The sequence below is a fragment of the Micromonospora qiuiae genome, assembly GCF_016863555.1.
GTDB classification, from domain to species: domain Bacteria; phylum Actinomycetota; class Actinomycetes; order Mycobacteriales; family Micromonosporaceae; genus Micromonospora; species Micromonospora qiuiae.
Genome location: NZ_BOPC01000030.1, coordinates 20,539 through 35,654 on the forward strand (window position 1 = coordinate 20,539; position 15,116 = coordinate 35,654).

At 69.9% G+C, this 15,116-nt stretch carries 19 protein-coding genes; 15 read left to right on the forward strand and 4 right to left on the reverse strand.

Features of this window, described 5'->3' with window-relative positions; genetic code table 11:
* The first annotated feature begins 12 nt into the window (after nucleotides 1–12).
* Nucleotides 13–1,044, forward strand: coding sequence for a ferrochelatase (locus tag Vqi01_RS11705; RefSeq protein ID WP_204034772.1), 1,032 nt, complete (start codon nucleotides 13–15; stop codon nucleotides 1,042–1,044).
* Nucleotides 993–1,862: an HAD-IIA family hydrolase gene (locus tag Vqi01_RS11710; protein WP_204034773.1), complete on the forward strand. Its 870-nt coding sequence runs from the start codon at nucleotides 993–995 to the stop codon at nucleotides 1,860–1,862. The genes Vqi01_RS11705 and Vqi01_RS11710 overlap by 52 nt, the downstream gene beginning before the upstream one ends.
* 179 nt (nucleotides 1,863–2,041) lie before the next feature.
* Here Vqi01_RS11710 and Vqi01_RS11715 read toward each other — a convergent pair whose 3' ends face one another.
* On the reverse strand, nucleotides 2,042–2,836 hold the full coding sequence (locus tag Vqi01_RS11715) for an Rv1486c family protein (RefSeq protein WP_204034774.1): 795 nt from the start codon (nucleotides 2,834–2,836) through the stop codon (nucleotides 2,042–2,044).
* A 182-nt stretch (nucleotides 2,837–3,018) separates the two neighbouring features.
* Here Vqi01_RS11715 and Vqi01_RS11720 point away from each other — a divergent pair, with 182 nt between their 5' ends.
* From Vqi01_RS11720 to Vqi01_RS11740, 5 genes are all read left to right on the forward strand, one after another.
* Complete coding sequence (locus Vqi01_RS11720) at nucleotides 3,019–3,831, forward strand: DUF3097 domain-containing protein (RefSeq protein ID WP_204034775.1); 813 nt, start codon at nucleotides 3,019–3,021, stop codon at nucleotides 3,829–3,831.
* 145 nt (nucleotides 3,832–3,976) lie between these two features.
* Nucleotides 3,977–4,447 carry an NfeD family protein gene (locus Vqi01_RS11725; RefSeq protein ID WP_204034776.1) on the forward strand — a complete coding sequence of 157 codons (471 nt, stop codon included), beginning with the start codon at nucleotides 3,977–3,979 and terminating at the stop codon, nucleotides 4,445–4,447.
* Between the two features lie 4 nt (nucleotides 4,448–4,451).
* The gene (locus tag Vqi01_RS11730) at nucleotides 4,452–5,561 is read left to right on the forward strand and encodes an SPFH domain-containing protein (protein ID WP_204034777.1); all 1,110 of its coding nucleotides are present in this window, start codon (nucleotides 4,452–4,454) and stop codon (nucleotides 5,559–5,561) included.
* Between the two features lie 122 nt (nucleotides 5,562–5,683).
* Nucleotides 5,684–6,514, forward strand: a complete 831-nt coding sequence (locus Vqi01_RS11735; protein ID WP_204034778.1) for a hypothetical protein — start codon at nucleotides 5,684–5,686, stop codon at nucleotides 6,512–6,514.
* 154 nt (nucleotides 6,515–6,668) lie between these two features.
* The gene (locus Vqi01_RS11740; RefSeq protein ID WP_239098334.1) at nucleotides 6,669–8,858 is read left to right on the forward strand and encodes a transglycosylase domain-containing protein; all 2,190 of its coding nucleotides are present in this window, start codon (nucleotides 6,669–6,671) and stop codon (nucleotides 8,856–8,858) included.
* Nucleotides 8,859–8,948: 90 nt separating this feature from the next.
* Here the strand turns inward: Vqi01_RS11740 and Vqi01_RS11745 are convergent, their stop codons facing one another.
* Entirely contained in the window at nucleotides 8,949–9,320 is a 372-nt protein-coding gene (locus Vqi01_RS11745) for a hypothetical protein (protein WP_204034779.1), read from the reverse strand.
* Between the two features lie 239 nt (nucleotides 9,321–9,559).
* On the opposite strand from Vqi01_RS11745, the gene Vqi01_RS11750 reads away from it, so the two are divergent.
* Nucleotides 9,560–9,904 carry a beta/gamma crystallin-related protein gene (locus Vqi01_RS11750; protein ID WP_204034780.1) on the forward strand — a complete coding sequence of 115 codons (345 nt, stop codon included), beginning with the start codon at nucleotides 9,560–9,562 and terminating at the stop codon, nucleotides 9,902–9,904.
* Nucleotides 9,905–10,082: 178 nt separating this feature from the next.
* Here Vqi01_RS11750 and Vqi01_RS31575 read toward each other — a convergent pair whose 3' ends face one another.
* Complete coding sequence (locus Vqi01_RS31575; RefSeq protein ID WP_204034781.1) at nucleotides 10,083–10,331, reverse strand: RICIN domain-containing protein; 249 nt, start codon at nucleotides 10,329–10,331, stop codon at nucleotides 10,083–10,085.
* A 16-nt stretch (nucleotides 10,332–10,347) separates the two neighbouring features.
* Complete coding sequence (locus tag Vqi01_RS11760) at nucleotides 10,348–10,563, reverse strand: hypothetical protein (protein ID WP_204034782.1); 216 nt, start codon at nucleotides 10,561–10,563, stop codon at nucleotides 10,348–10,350.
* A gap of 235 nt (nucleotides 10,564–10,798) precedes the next feature.
* On the opposite strand from Vqi01_RS11760, the gene Vqi01_RS11765 reads away from it, so the two are divergent.
* Genes Vqi01_RS11765 through Vqi01_RS11795 form a run of 7 tightly spaced genes read left to right on the forward strand, consistent with a single transcriptional unit; the run spans nucleotide 10,799 to nucleotide 15,015 of the window.
* Complete coding sequence (locus Vqi01_RS11765) at nucleotides 10,799–11,275, forward strand: hypothetical protein (RefSeq protein ID WP_204034783.1); 477 nt, start codon at nucleotides 10,799–10,801, stop codon at nucleotides 11,273–11,275.
* Nucleotides 11,272–11,526, forward strand: coding sequence for a monovalent cation/H+ antiporter complex subunit F (locus Vqi01_RS11770; RefSeq protein WP_204034784.1), 255 nt, complete (start codon nucleotides 11,272–11,274; stop codon nucleotides 11,524–11,526). The genes Vqi01_RS11765 and Vqi01_RS11770 overlap by 4 nt, the downstream gene beginning before the upstream one ends.
* On the forward strand, nucleotides 11,523–11,831 hold the full coding sequence (locus Vqi01_RS11775) for a monovalent cation/H(+) antiporter subunit G (protein WP_204034785.1): 309 nt from the start codon (nucleotides 11,523–11,525) through the stop codon (nucleotides 11,829–11,831). The genes Vqi01_RS11770 and Vqi01_RS11775 overlap by 4 nt, the downstream gene beginning before the upstream one ends.
* The gene (locus tag Vqi01_RS11780) at nucleotides 11,828–12,070 is read left to right on the forward strand and encodes a Na(+)/H(+) antiporter subunit B (protein ID WP_204034786.1); all 243 of its coding nucleotides are present in this window, start codon (nucleotides 11,828–11,830) and stop codon (nucleotides 12,068–12,070) included. The genes Vqi01_RS11775 and Vqi01_RS11780 overlap by 4 nt, the downstream gene beginning before the upstream one ends.
* Nucleotides 12,067–12,819 carry an MnhB domain-containing protein gene (locus Vqi01_RS11785; protein ID WP_204034787.1) on the forward strand — a complete coding sequence of 251 codons (753 nt, stop codon included), beginning with the start codon at nucleotides 12,067–12,069 and terminating at the stop codon, nucleotides 12,817–12,819. Before Vqi01_RS11780 ends, Vqi01_RS11785 begins: the two co-directional genes overlap by 4 nt.
* Nucleotides 12,820–12,830: 11 nt before the next feature.
* Nucleotides 12,831–13,178 (forward strand): sodium:proton antiporter, encoded by a 348-nt coding sequence (locus Vqi01_RS11790; RefSeq protein WP_204034788.1) that lies wholly within the window; start codon nucleotides 12,831–12,833, stop codon nucleotides 13,176–13,178.
* A gap of 1 nt (nucleotide 13,179) precedes the next feature.
* Complete coding sequence (locus tag Vqi01_RS11795; RefSeq protein ID WP_239098335.1) at nucleotides 13,180–15,015, forward strand: complex I subunit 5 family protein; 1,836 nt, start codon at nucleotides 13,180–13,182, stop codon at nucleotides 15,013–15,015.
* The last annotated feature ends 101 nt before the right edge of the window (nucleotides 15,016–15,116 follow it).

The window sequence follows — 15,116 nt, forward strand, 5'->3', positions numbered from 1 at the left end:
AACAATGGGCCCATGGCGTACGACGCGGTGGTGCTGGTTTCCTTCGGCGGCCCGGAAGGGCCGGACGACGTTCTGCCCTTCTTGCAGAACGTGACCCGGGGGCGGGGCGTCCCACCGGAGCGGCTGGCCGAGGTCGCCGAGCACTACCAGCACTTCGGCGGTGTGTCGCCGATCAACCAGCAGTGCCGGGAGTTGCTCGCGGCGATCCGGGCGGACTTCGCCGAGCACGGTCTCGACCTGCCGGTGTACTGGGGCAACCGGAACTGGAAGCCGATGCTCGCCGACACCGTGGCGCAGATGCGCGACGACGGCGTACGGCGGGCGTTGGCCTTTGTCACCAGCGCCTACGGCGGGTACTCCTCCTGCCGGCAGTATCAGGAGGACATCGTCGCCGCCCGGGCAGCCGTCGGGCCGGACGCGCCGGTGATCGAGAAGCTGCGCCAGTTCTGGGACCATCCCGGCTTCGTCGAGCCGAACGTCGACGCGGTACGCGCGGCACTGGCCCGGCTCGACCAGACGCGGCGGGACAGCACCCGGATCGTCTTCGTCGCGCACTCCGTGCCGATCTCGGCGGCAGACACCGCCGGTCCGCACGGCGGCCGGTACACCGCCCAGCTCGCCGAGACGGCCCGGCTGGTGCACGCGGCGGCCGCCCCGGATCTGCCGTACGACCTGGTCTGGCAGAGCCGCTCCGGGCCGCCGCACGTTCCGTGGCTGGAGCCGGACATCAACGACCACCTGGCCACGCTGGCCGCACAGGGGGTCACCGGGGTGGTGGTCAGCCCCATCGGCTTCGTCTCCGACCACCTGGAGGTGGTCTGGGACCTCGACACCGAGGCGCTGGACACGGCCAAGCAGCTCGGCCTGGACTTCGTCCGGGCCGCCACGCCGGGCGTCGACCCGCGTTTCGTGTCCATGGTGCGGGAGCTGGTGCGGGAGCGGATCGACCCGGACGGCGCGAACCTGCGCCGCCGCCTCGGCGAGCTGCCGATGTGGGACGCCTGCCCTACGGTCTGCTGTGTCCCGCCCCGCCGCCCGTCCTGACCGCTCCGGACGGCCCGACACCCCAGGGAATGACGACCATGCATGACCGTAAGCCCGTCGAGAGTTGGCTCACCGACATGGACGGCGTGTTGGTGCACGAAGGCCAGCCGGTGCCCGGCGCCCCGGAGTTCGTCAAGCGCCTACGCGCCTCCGGTAAGCCGTTCCTGGTGCTGACCAACAACTCGATCTACACGCCGCGCGACCTTCAGGCCCGCCTCGCCCGGATGGGCCTGGACGTGCCGGAGCAGGCCATCTGGTCGTCCGCCCTGGCCACCGCCCAGTTCCTGGCCGACCAACGGCCGGGCGGCACGGCGTACGTGATCGGGGAGGCCGGGCTGACCACGGCGCTGCACGCGGTGGGTTACGTGCTCAGCGACTTCGCGCCCGACTACGTGGTGCTGGGGGAGACCCGGACCTACAGCTTCGAGGCGATCACCAAGGCGATCCGGTTGATCAACGACGGGGCCCGGTTCATCTGCACCAACCCCGACGCCACCGGCCCATCGGTGGAGGGTGCGCTGCCGGCCGCCGGCTCGGTGGCCGCGATGATCTCGAAGGCGACCGGGGTCGAGCCGTATTTTGTCGGCAAGCCCAACCCGATGATGATGCGCTCGGCGTTGAACACCATCGACGCGCATTCGGAGAGTACGGCGATGATCGGCGACCGGATGGACACCGACATCCTCTGCGGCCTGGAGGCGGGGCTGGAGACCATCCTGGTGCTCACCGGCATCAGCACCCGGGCGGAGGCCGAGCGCTACCCGTACCGCCCGTCGCGCATCGTCAACTCGGTTGCCGACCTGATCGACGAGATCTGACCCGCCCCGCCCCGCCCGCGATCTTGCACTTCTCGTCGCCGCATATCGGCTATAACGGGCATCAGGGCGACCCAAAGTGCAAGATCGCCGAGGCGGGCCGCAGGCAAGATTGCCGAGAGCGAGAGCGAGAGCGAGAGCGAGAGCGAGAGCGAGAGCGGGGGCGGGGGCGAGGGCGAGGGTTAGGGGCGTAGGGGGGCGTTGCAGGCGGCCACCAGGGCTTGGCGGCAGGCGGCGGTGAGGGGGCGCAGCGCGGCGTCGCGCTGCTGGGCCTCGTAGTTGTTGATCGCGCCGCCGGGTGCGGCGTGCCCGGCCAGGGCGAGGACCCGGTCGAGCACGGCGGCGCGGGCGAACAGCCGGCGGGCCCGCGGGTCGAATCCGGGGGGCAGGTCGGTGGTGCCGTCCGGACGGCGCAGTGCCTCCAGGGCACCGGCCAGCTCGGGCCGCCACTGGGCCACGTCGAGGCGGGTGAGCGCGGCGGTGGTGTCAGCCAGCGCGGCGGCCAGCTCCGCCTCCGCCTCGGCGGCGCCGGGCAGGGTGAGCGACGCGGCCGGGGCGTTCGCCGGTAGGGGGTAGACCCGCCAGAGCAACGTCTCGAACGTGTCGCCGGAGCCCGAGGTGTGCACGCGTACCTCGGGGATCAGCCCGAGCGCGCCGGCGATCACCGCCTCGCCGGCGAGCAGCGCGGCGCCGGCGAAGTCACCCGGACCGGGCAGGCCGCGGGGGTCGCCCGGCGCGGGGAGCACCAGCCGGATCTCGTCGGGCGAGAGCTTGGCCAGGGTGGGCAGCGCCTCCCCCAGCGGCACGTCGGTCCAGGTGCCGGGCGCGTCGGCGACCAGGTGCTCCTCGTCGCCGGCGACGGCGTCGGCGACCTCGTCGAAGGGCACCAACCCGGCGCGCCACGCGCGCACCCAGGCAACGAACCGGCTCGACCGGCGCGGCGCGAGGATGGCCGCACCCGCAGCGGGGGTGGACATGCCGAAAGAGTACGTGCTGACGCCCACCTGTGTCTCGGCTGCCGCGCCACCGCCTGCCCACGCCGCCCACCGGGCTGCATGGCTGAGCGGTTCGTCAATGTTCACGGCTTTTGCCAGGTGTGATAACTGTCGGGCGGCGGGTCGAGGTGTGGGCCGGCAAGGGCGGGATTACCGTGAGCGTCATGGGGCGGCGGTATGGCGACGACGTGTTGGCGGGGGACTGGCGTCGACGGAAGGTGATTCCGGAGGTCGACGCCGAACCGGATCTGGTGGTCGAGGACGCCGACTCGGGCTTCTGCGGTGCGGTGGTCGGGTTCGACTCCGGCGCGGTGGTGCTGGAGGACCGGCACGGCCGGCGGCGCAACTTTCCGCTGCTGCCGGCCGCGTTCCTGCTCGACGGTCGTCCGGTCACCCTGCGCCGGCCCACCCGCGCGCCGGTGCCGGCCGCCCGGCGCCGCACCGCCTCGGGTTCGATCGCGGTGGACGGGGTACGCGCGCGGGTCGCCCGGGCCAGCCGAATCTGGGTGGAGGGTGTGCACGACGCCGCGCTGGTCGAGCGGATCTGGGGCGACGACCTGCGGATCGAGGGTGTGGTGGTGGAGCCGCTGGAGGGGGTCGACGCGCTCGACGCCCAGGTGCGCGAGTTCGGCCCCGGGCCGCAGCGGCGCCTCGGCGTGCTGGTCGACCACCTGGTGCCCGGTTCGAAGGAGAGCCGGATCGTGGCGCGGGTGAGCTCACCGCACGTGCTCGTGACCGGGCACCCGTACGTCGACGTGTGGCAGGCGGTGAAGCCGGGAGCGCTGGGCATCGCGGCATGGCCGGTGGTGCCGCCGGGACGGCCGTGGAAGGAGGGCGTCTGCGCGGCGCTCGGGGTGGCCGAGCCGGCCGACATGTGGCGGCGGATCCTGTCCCGGGTGAACACCTTCGCTGACGTGGAGACCCCGCTGATCAACGCCATGGAGCGGTTGATCGACTTCGTCACCGAGCCGTCCTGAGTGGCTGCGGTTGGGGCCTGCCAGGCCCGGCTGCCGGGCGGTCAGGCCCGCACATAACGACACGAATCGCCCTTGATGGCGGTGGTCGCCAGGTTTCGATCATGACAGTTCGATGATACGTGCCTTGCCGTGTCACGATCGTTACATGGAAGCCGTGCTGTGGATCGTGCTGGGCGTGTTGCTGGCGGTCGCTGAGATCTTCACGGCGACCCTGTTTTTGATCATGTTCGCGGTCGGCGCGTTCGCCGCCGCCGGTGCCGCCGCACTGGGTGCCTCGGTGCCGGTGCAGGCGGTGGTTTTCGCCGCCGTGTCGGCGCTGACCGTGCTCGCCGCGCGGCCGGTCATTCAGCGGCACCAGCGGACCTCCTCGGAGAGCCGGGACGCCGTCTTCGGCATCGAGGCGATCGAGGGCTCCACCGCCCTGGTGCTGGAGCAGGTCGACGCCGATCGGGGCGTAGTCAAGATCGATGGCGAGACGTGGAGCGCTCGCGCCTACGACGCCACCCAGGTGTTGGCACCCGGTGAGCGGGTGCAGGTTATCCAGGTCAAGGGAGCGGTAGCCCTGGTCTGGCGGGACGTTACGACGCCCGGTGAGCTACCCGAAGCGGAAAGGTGAGCGGATGGAATTCGTGTTCCCCGTCCTGTTGATAGGTATTGCCCTGCTCGCGGTGATCACCCTGGCCAAGTCGGTGCGGATCGTGCCGCAGCAGCGCCAGGACGTGGTCGAGCGGCTCGGCCGCTACAAGCGCACCCTGAACCCGGGGCTGAACGTCCTGCTGCCCTTCGTCGACGCGGTGCGAACCAAGGTCGACATGCGCGAGCAGGTGGTCAGTTTCCCGCCGCAGCCGGTGATCACCTCGGACAACCTGGTCGTGTCGATCGACACCGTGCTCTACTTCAAGGTCGTGGACTCGGTCCGGGCCACCTACGAGATCTCCAACTTCCTTCAGGCGATCGAGCAGCTGACCGTCACCACGCTGCGCAACGTGATCGGTTCGCTGGACCTGGAGCGCGCGCTGACCAGCCGTGAGGAGATCAACCGGCACCTCTCCGGGGTGCTGGACGAGACCACCGGCCGGTGGGGCATCAAGGTGACCCGGGTCGAGATCAAGGCGATCGAGCCGCCGCCGAGCATCCGCGACTCGATGGAGAAGCAGATGCGCGCCGAGCGGGACCGCCGTGCCGCGATCCTGAACGCCGAGGGGCACAAGCAGTCGCAGATCCTCTCGGCCGAGGGTGAGAAGCAGGCGGCGGTGCTGCGGGCCGACGGTGACCGGCAGGCCCGGATCCTTCAGGCCGAGGGTCAGGCGAAGGCGATCCGGACCGTGTTCGACGCCATCCACCAGGCCAACCCGAGCCAGAAGGTGCTCGCGTACCAGTACCTCCAGGCGCTGCCGCAGATCGCCAACGGCACGGCGAACAAGGTGTGGATCGTGCCGGCCGAGCTGACCAAGGCCCTGGAGGGCATGGGTGGAGCGCTCGGCGGGCTCAGCCAGATGGTCGGCGACGCGCCGAGCCCGCAGGCCTCCGACGACGCCAGCGCCGTCGAGCGGGAGGCCGCCGAGGCGGCGCAGGCCGCCGCTGCGGCGGCCCAGGAGATACACGACGAGGTACGCGTGGCGGAGGCGAAGGCCACCGGGGGTAAGGGACCGCAGGGGTTGCCCGCCCCGGAGCCGGTCACCCCGGCGAGTCTGCTCAACGACACCTCGGACCAGCGCGAGCGCGGCTGATCCCGAGAAAAGCTCATGAGGCGCCTCGGTGCCTGCCACCATCGGTCTAGTGCGGGTGGTGACCAGGCCTCGGGGCGCCTCGGCGCGTCCTGAGCACCGCTCGTGGACGAGCGAGGTGACGGATGGATCCACTGAGGCGGTTGTGGTCCGCGCCGGAGGTGCCGGGGGCGCACGACCCCACCGGGCCCCTGGGTACCCGCCGGACCGGTGGCGGCTTCGGCGTACTGCCCTTCGCCGACGAGCCGGCTCCGCCGGGAGCGGCCACCAATGCGAGTTGGGCGTGGTCCCTGCGTCGGCTGGCCCGAGCCGCGGTCTGGCTGCTGCCGGCGTACGCGATCCTTTACGGCGCGGTGGCGATGGCCAGCGACGGCGGGGTCGGCAACGATCCCTACCCGGCCGACGGTCAGCCGCTCTACCTGGTCGGTTGGGTGCTCGCGGTCTGGCTCGGCCTGCTGGCCCTGCTGGGCCTGACGGGCCTGCTCGCTGCCACCCGCAGCCGCCATTCGGCCGTCGCCGGGTTGTTGGTCAGCATCGCCGGTACGGTGCTGATGCTGCCCTTCGCGGGGTTGGCTGAGCAGACGCCGGTCTTCGGCACCACCGCCCGGACGTTGGTGCTGGTCGGTGCGACCTGCTACAGCGTGGGCTGGCTCTGCACCGGCTGGGCGGTGGCCCGCTCGGGGATGTTCAGCATCGGCGACGGAGCGATGCTGATGATCGCCAGCCCGTTGCTGGGCATCGGCGGGGCGCTGATCGGCTCGTTGCAGACCTTCGGGGCCATTTTCGTGCTGATCGCCGGCATCGGCATCAGCTATCGCTCCGGTCGCCTGTTGCCCCGCGAGATCCTTCGCGATGCCGGCAACGCCAGCGTCGCCACCGCGGGCCCACCCGGATCGATCGGGCCGATCGGGCCGGGTGTGCCGGGCGGACCGGGTGGGCCACTGGGGGCCGGCTGACGGGCGCCATGCTCCGGCTGCCGCGTCAGCCTGGACGAGGTCGCGCACCTGGCGGTTGACCTGCGTAAAGCCTGCTGCCAATCGGCCGTGAGTTGGCTGACAACCGGCCGGCGAGGGTGGCCGGATCGCGGCTTTCGCGGCAATCCTGGTGACCATGGCCACCCGCACGCCGCTGTCGCGGCTGTTCACCGTCCTGCTGGCCGGCGTCCTCGCCGGCGTCGTGCTGGCGGTCGCCGCACTGCCGGGCAACCTTCTGCTCGGCTTCGCCGCCAAGGCGGCACTCGGTGAGTACGCGGCGCTGCCGGACGCGCTGCGCACCCCGGCCACCCCGCAGCGCTCATACCTCTACGCCAACGACGGCACGACGTTGATCACCACGTTCTACGACGTCAACCGCAGCGACGTGACGCTGGCGGAGATCGCGCCGGTGATGCGGCAGGCGATCGTGGCCGCCGAGGACCGGCGCTTCTACGACCACGGCGGGGTCGACCTGCGCGGCATGCTGCGGGCCCTGGTCACCAACGTCACCTCCGGCAGCGCCGAGCAGGGTGGCTCGACGCTGACCATGCAGTACGTGCGCAACGTGCTCAAGACCGACCCGAGCCGCACCGCCGAGGAGCGGGCCGCGGCCACCGAGACGACCATCGGGCGCAAGCTCCAGGAGATCCGGTACGCCAACGCCCTGGAACAGCTGCTCAGCAAGGACGAGATCCTCAACCGCTACCTGAACATCGCGTACTTCGGCTCCGGGGCGTACGGTATCGCCGCCGCGAGCCAGCGCTACTTCTCCAAGCCGCCGGCGGAGCTGACCCTCGCCGAGGCGGCGTTGCTCGCCGGCCTGGTGCAGGCGCCGGAGGCGTACAGCCCGATCGACGGTGACGCCGAGGCGGCGTTGGCCCGGCGGGCGTACGTGCTGGACTCGATGGCCGCGACCGGGGCGATCACCGTCGAGCAGGCCGCCCGGGCCAAGGCCGAGGAACTGGCGCTGAACCCGAGCGCGCAGGCCAACGGGTGCGCCGCCACCGCCGGCGCCCAGGACGGGTCGGGGTTCTTCTGCGACTACCTGCACCGGTGGTGGCTGGAGCAGCCCGAGTTCGGCGACACCGTCGCCGAGCGCGAGCAGGCGCTGCGCCGGGGTGGCTACAGCGTGGTCACCACGCTCGACCCGCAGGTCCAGGCCACCGCGCAGCGGCAGGCCACCGGCGTGTACGGGTACGACAACCCCCGTGCCCTGCCGATCGCCGCGGTCGAGCCCGGCACCGGCCGGATCCTCGCGATGGCGGTCAACCGGCACTACAGCCTCGACGCCAACCCCGACGGGCAGCTCAACTACCCGAACACGGTCAACCCGCTGATCTCCGGCGGCGGCAGCGTCGCCGGCTACCAGGCAGGCTCGACGTTCAAGCTGTTCACCCTCCTCGCCGCGCTGGAGTCCGGCCGGCCCCTCGCGACCGGGTTCGACGCGCCCAGCCGACTGCCCACCCGGTACGCGGCCGGCGACGACGAGAGCAGCTGCGACGGCCGGTGGTGCCCGGCCAACGCCAACCCGCAGTGGATGGACGGCTACCGGATGATGTGGGACGGCTTCGGCCGCTCGGTGAACACGTACTTCGTCTGGCTGGCCGAGCAGGTCGGCCAGGACAAGGTGGTCGAGATGGCGCAGCGGCTCGGCATCACCTTCCGGGCCGAGGCCGATGCGAACTTCGCCGAGAACGACGCGGCCAACTGGGGGGCGTTCGGCCTCGGCGTGGCCGCCACCACCCCGCTCGACCTGGCCAACGCGTACGCGACCGTGGCGGCGGAGGGGACGTACTGCTCGCCGGTGCCGGTGCTGTCGGTGACCGCGCCGGACGGTCAGCGGCTGCCGGTCGGCGACCCGTCCTGCCGGCAGGTGCTCGACCCCGACGTGGCCCGGGCCGCCACCGACGCGGCGCGCTGCCCGGTGGGCCAGCAGTCCGCGTTCGGGCAGTGCAACGGCGGCACCGCCACCGCCGTGGGCCGGATCTTCGGCGGCCGGCCGGTGGCCGGCAAGACCGGCAGCTCCGACCAGGGCGCCACCTCGAGTTTCGTCGGGTTCACCCCGCAGGTCGCGGTGGCCGGCATCGCCGCCAACCCGGACGACCCGACCGACCCGGTCGGCGCGGTGCAGGCCCGGGTGATCGAGGCGGTCGCGAGGACCATCGTGGCGGCGGTCGACGGTCAGCCGGCGGAGTCGTTCACCGCGCCCAGCCGCGCCCTGGTCGGCGACCCGCGCCGCCCGGTCGAACGCGACCCCGTAACCGAACGCCGCTCACCCGACGACCGCCTGTCGGACCTGCGCCGCTGGTTCCAGAACCGCAGCTGACCCGCCCCCGCGTTGATCATGAGGTCAGCGGCGCTAACCTCATGATCAACCATGCGTTGGCCGTTCAGGGGCGGAGTTGGCCTTCGTCGGCTACCAGGTGATGATCCACTGGCTGCCGCCGGTCGTGCCCTTTGCGCCCAGCCCGATTCCGGACTGGGCGCCGTTGTACCAAGCGCTACCGACGGCCCTGCCCGACCGGATGTCGATGACAGTGAGTTGTTCCCAACCGCGAGCGCCCCACTCCCACCAATCGCAAGTGCCCGGGGTCACGATCCGGGAGGAGATGAGCGAGGAGGAGTTCACCACGGCGGAGTAGTCGCCCTGGGCGCACAACTGAACCCAGCCCTTCTTGATCGTCGATGCGGAGGCCGGGCCTGCCGTGCTGAAGGTAAGCCCAGCAGTCAGCGCTCCCACGGCGACGACCGCAGCCGCTGCCTGCCTGGATTTCCGGAACGATCCCATGCCACATCCTCTCAGAGAAATCCCTTGGGGATCCTTTCTGAAGATGTCGACGTTCGCGATCGTCGGAAGGTTCAAAGGGAGTTTCGCGCGGCCGGGTCCGGCTGGCGCTCAGGGCCGGACGCCTCAGCTTCCGTCCGGTTCAAGTGGCAATGCTCTCATTTTGCCTGGTAGCTGGCAAAGCATGCCTTCGATTAGCGTGATCGACGCCCATTGGAAGGCGACAGAAGGAGTCTGGCTCCATGAAACGGCGCATTCTTGGCAGATTGATGGCGGCGGTGACAATTATGGCCGCTGGGGTGGCTGCTCTGCCCTCGCCCGCTTCTGCGGCAAATGAGCGAATCGACGTGTGGCTCGACGCGGGATTCAACGGCCATCGCACGATCATCATGGGGAACAACCCGGATCTCCGCCGGAGCGGCATCGACAACGCTATCTCCAGTTTGCGTGTGCACAGCGGCAGGTGGTGCCTCTTTGATGGCTACAACTACACCAAGTCATTCATTGATGTTGTCCCGGGGGAGCAGATTGCCGATCTGACCACCCGCAACGGCAACGACAAGATCAGTTCCATACGGCTTTGCTGAGCAGGTGATCAAGCAGGGCGATCTCGACGCAGCCCTGGCAAGGTCTGGGCTGTCCGGCTTGATGCGTTTCATGAGATGCGCCCTTGCTGAATGGTGGCAGGGCGGGCATGTCGATTCATCGCCTCGTTTGATCGACCGAGGTGAGTCGTGCCCGCTCTGCCGTCATCGCTGATCTGGTTCAGCTCAGGACCCAGATCTGGTTGTTCCCGCGGTTGCACGGGAGGGCATAGGTCCACCCCGTGCTGTTGCTGTCCAGGCACCAGCCGGTACGTTCGTTCTGAACATACGTGGTCGATCCGGTCAACCACCAGGCCAGGTATTTGTTATCCGTCGTGCTGCATTCTGCGGTGTAGACATCCCCGTTGTTGTTGGTGCCCAGACACCTGCCGGTGGCGAGATTCTGAAGCCGGTCGCGGGTTTCCCACACGTCGCCTGGGCGATGTTCACTTCCTCTCGTACATCTGAAGTCCGTTGCCAATCGCGAAGAAGGTCGGAGCCCATTCGCCGATAAAAATTCCCCACCGATCCGCGCGTTCGATGCCGGCGCGCTCGAATCGCTTGGACAGCAGCCAGCTTGTGAACGCCAGCCCAACACTCGCCATGCCGGCCATGTAGCAGTGTTCCGCCCTCAGCCCCGAATCGTGCAACTTCTTCAACATCGACCTGACTCCCTCATGCGCCGTGTAGAGGTGGCAACCACCATGGGCCGTGCGCGGTTACCCCGCAAACTGCGAGCTACACAACCCTCGGTCTAGGCGACCAGCTTGCCGCGCCCCGAGCGCCGGCTCGCGGCGCTCGGCGGCCATGGTCTGGCTGTACTCGGGGCTGGGTGTTTGGCGGGGAAAGTAACGGGAAGTCCGCCGCAGCCGGGTTGGCCCGCGGAGAGGAAACACGTTGTCACTGCTGGTGGAATTGGTCATCTGGTGGGTTGCCCTGACCGTCGGATGGGTCGCCACCGTCTCCCCGCTGACCCTCGCCGAGCTGCTGGTCGGTGCTGCCTGCGCACTCGTCTGCGCAGTCGTCGCGGTGAGCAGCCGGCGGGCGCTCGGACACCGCTGGCGGCCGGACGTGCGGTGGCTGGCCTGGTTGGGCCGGCTGGCCGTGGCCGTACCTGTCGACACGGCTCGCCTGCTGGTGCAGGTCACGCCGCGGATGCTTGCCGGCAGGGACGTACCCGGCCGGCTGGTCCGGCTCCGCCCGCCCACGGACGAGGCTGCCTCCCGCGCGGCGTTCCGTCGGGCATGGGGCACCTTCGTGCTTTCCGCCACGCCCAGCAGCGTCGTCGTCGACTGGCCCCCGGACGGGGCGCCGGTCGTGCTGCATCTGCTCGGGTCGGGGCAGGTGTCGACGGGGAAGACGGTCGTCAGGTGAACCTCTGGCTGGCGGCCGGTCTGGCGCTGATGGTCGCGGGGTTGGGCCCGGCGCTGTACCTGGGCGCACGCGGCGACGCGCTGCAGCGACTCATCGGCCTCGAGCTGTCCAGCACCCTCACCGTGCTGATCCTTCTCCTGCTGGCCAGCGGCTTCGATCAGTTGTCGTACCTGATCGCGCCCCTGGTCTTGGCCGTGCTGTCGTTCGCCGGCATCCTGGTCTTCACCCGGCTCCTGGCGCCACAGCGATGACCGGCGTCGGGTCACTCGCGGCCATCCTCGTCACGGCGGGGGTGCTGGTCTGCGTGGCGTCGGTGCTGGGGATCCTGCTCCCGCGCAACGTGCTGCGCCGGATCCACTTCCTGACGCCGGTGACCTCCGTCGGCGCGCCGCTCGTCGGTGTCGGCCTGGCCGTCGACAGCGGATGGCACCTGCCCACCGCGTTGATCCTGTTCACCACGCTGGTTCTCGTCGTGACGGGGCCTGTGCTGGCTGCAGCGACCGGCCGCGTCGCCGCCCAATGGCAGAAGCTGGTCCCTGCGGAGTCCCCGGAATGAGCGCCGTCCTGATCGTGGTGGCCCTGACGCTGGTGGCGGTGGGCGCGACCGCCGTCGTCTTCACCCCCGAGCCGGCCCGCCAGGCGGTCACCCTGTCGGTCTTCGGCATCCTGCTCACGTTGCTGTTCTTCGTGCTGCAGGCGCCTGACGTCGCGCTGTCGCAGCTCGTCGTCGGCACCGCGTTGGTGCCGCTCATGGTCATGCTCACCGTACACAAAATCAACCAGAGGCATCGATGAGCCGGCGGGCGCGGCTGCTCGTGTTCGCCCTCGGCGCGGCGGGTCTGGCGGTGATGTTCGCGTTCGCGGTCGCCGGCATGCCACCCTTCGGCACATCCGAACACCCCTACCGCGATCTGGCCGTACCGGCCGCGCTACAGCACCGCACCGCGAACGTGGTGTCGTCGGTCAACTTCGACCAGCGGGCCCTGGACACCCTCGGTGAAGAGGTGATCCTGCTGAGTTCGGTCATCGGTACCGCGGCGCTCCTGCGCCCGACCAGACGTGAGTCCCGGCGCCCGGCGACGCGAGGTGGCCGGGTGTCGGACAGCACCACCCTGCTGTCCTACCTGCTCCTCCCGGTGACTGTGCTGATCGGGTTGGACGTCGTGGTACACGGCCACCTGACACCCGGCGGCGGCTTTCAAGGCGGTGTCGTGCTGGCAACCGCCGTGCATCTGCTGTATCTGGCCGGACGGTACGAGAGTCTGCAGCGTCTCCGACCACTCAGCTGGTACGTCTGGACAGAAGGTCTCAGCGCCGCGTCCTTCGCCGTGCTCGGGCTCGTCGGTCTCGCGCTGGGGAGCGGCTTCCTGGCCAACATCGCGCCACTCGGCTCGTTCCAGAGCCTGCTGTCCGCCGGGACCGTGCCGATTCTCAACATCGTGACCGGCGCTGCGGTAGCTGGCGGTGGGGTGGTGCTGCTGGCGCAGTTCTTCGCGCAGGCCATCGGGACAACCCAGCTGCCAACCCGCAGGTCCACGAGCTGAGGCGGGCGGCAGTGCGGATCTTCGCGTACGCCGTGGCCGGGTGGTTGGTCCTGGTCGGCGCAATGGGCATCCTTCGCAGTCGAAATCTCATCCAGGCGACGGTGTCCCTGTCCGTCGCGCAGTCGGGCACGTACGTACTCCTGCTGGCGATCGGATACCAGTGGGAAGGGAGGGCCCCCGTGTTCAGCCCGGGCTCGACGCCGACCAGCGATGTGGTGGATCCGGTCGTGCAGGCCATGGCGCTCACCGACATCGTGGTGTCGGCGACGGTCACGGCGCTGTTGCTCGCGCTCACCATCCAGATCGAGAAGACCCACCACACGGTCGATCCGGACAAGTTGCAGCAACTGAAGGGCTGAGGTGTACCGGGGGTCTGCCAGCGATCTCGCGCCACTCGCGGTCGCGCTGCCCATCGTGATGGCCTGTGTGGTCCTGGTCGTCCAGCGGTGGGCGTCACGCCGGCTGGCGGATCTGCTCGCCATGGTGGCGGCGGTCGCCGCGCTCGGCCTGTGCGTGGCACTGGTGGCCGCCGCAAAGGACGGGCGGGTGGTCACCTGGTCGGGTGGGTGGGAGCCCAGGGGCGGCCGGTCCGTGGGCGTCGTGCTGGTGGTCGACCAACTGGGCGCCGGTTTCGCGTGCCTCGCCGCCGGCCTGACCTGCTGCGCGTTGCTGTACAGCTGGCGGTACCTGGAAACCGCCCACGGCCACTACCACGCGCTGATGCTGCTGTTCCTGGCCGGGATGATCGGATTCGTCCTCACCGGCGACCTGTTCAACATGTTCGTGTTCTTCGAACTGATGGGCGTCTCGGCCTTCGCGCTGGCCGGACTGCACATCGAGGAGCCGGACTCCGTGCAGGGCAGCCTCAACTTCGCTCTGATCAACTCTTTCGGGGCGTACCTGTCCCTGATGGGGATCGGGCTGCTGTACGCGCGCACCGGGCAACTCGGATTCGCCCAACTCGGCGCGAAGCTCGCCGGCCACCCGGCCGACGGGCTGATCGTCGGCGCGTTCGTGCTCGTCACCATCGGCTTCCTGGTCAAGGCGGCCATGGCCCCCATGCACTTCTGGCTGGCCGACGCGCATGCGGTCGCGCCCACACCGGTGTGCGTACTGATGTCCGGCGTCATGGTCGAGATGGGCGTCTACGCGCTGGCACGCGTGTACCTGACCGTCTTCGCCACCAGCATTCCGGCTCCGGTGGTGCAGCGCACCTTCCTCACCATGGGCCTGCTGACCGCCGCGGTCGGCAGCCTGATGTGCTTCGCCCAGCGTCACCTCAAACGGCTACTGGCGTACTCGACGATCGCGCACGTCGGCCTGTTCCTGATCGGGTTCGCCCTGCTGCGCCCCGACGGGCTGGCGGGCGTCGCCCTGTACGTGGTGGGCCACGCCGGCGTCAAAGGGGCGCTCTTCCTCCTCGTGGGCCTGCTCCTGGATCGCTTCCAGACCTTGGACGAAGGGAAGCTGTTCGGGCGTGTCGGCGGGCGTCACCCTGCCTGCTGGATGTTCCTGGTTGCCGCGCTGGCCCTGGCCGGCCTGCCGCCGTCCGGCCCCGGGCTGGGCAAGGCGATCACGGAAGAGGCCGCCTCCGCCGCCGGCTATCCCTGGCTCAGCGTGGTGTTCGTCCTCGTCTCGGCCGTCACCGGTGCGGCGGTGCTCCGCGCCGGGCTCCGCGTCTTCCTCGGGCAGGGACACCGGCCCGGACCGATCGAACCGGCACACCAGATCGGCGCGGAGCCGAAGAAGCCGGAAACCGAACATCCGCTACGACGAACGCCATCGACCATGCTGGTGGCGATCGGAGTGCTTCTTGCCGGAAGCGTCGTGGTGGGCGTGGTGCCCGCACTCGCCCAGGCGGTCGGTCACGGCGCTGGATTCTTCGGCGATCAGGCCGGATACGTCGACCAAGCCCTGTTCGCAGTGCCCGCGACCCCGGTCCCGGCGTCGCCCGCCACCTGGTGGAGCAGGTCGGGATTACTCCTCGGCGCGGCGTCAACCGTCCTTGCGGTGATCATCGCCGGCATCTCCCTGCACGTCGGTTCCCCTGAGCGTGGTCGGTTCCTGTCGCGGATGATCGCGGGTTTCGAGCTGGTACGACGGCTGCACTCCGGTCACATCGGTGACTACGTGGCGTGGTTGATCTTCGGTGCCGCCATGCTCGCCGCGCTGATCGGTCTGCCGCTTCTTCCCTGACCAACGGCGCCCCGCCGCCGCCCGCACGGCCCACGGCACTCCACTGTGGGCGGATCCTGCAGCACTCGATACATCCACATGTCTTGATATGTGGGCGGTCA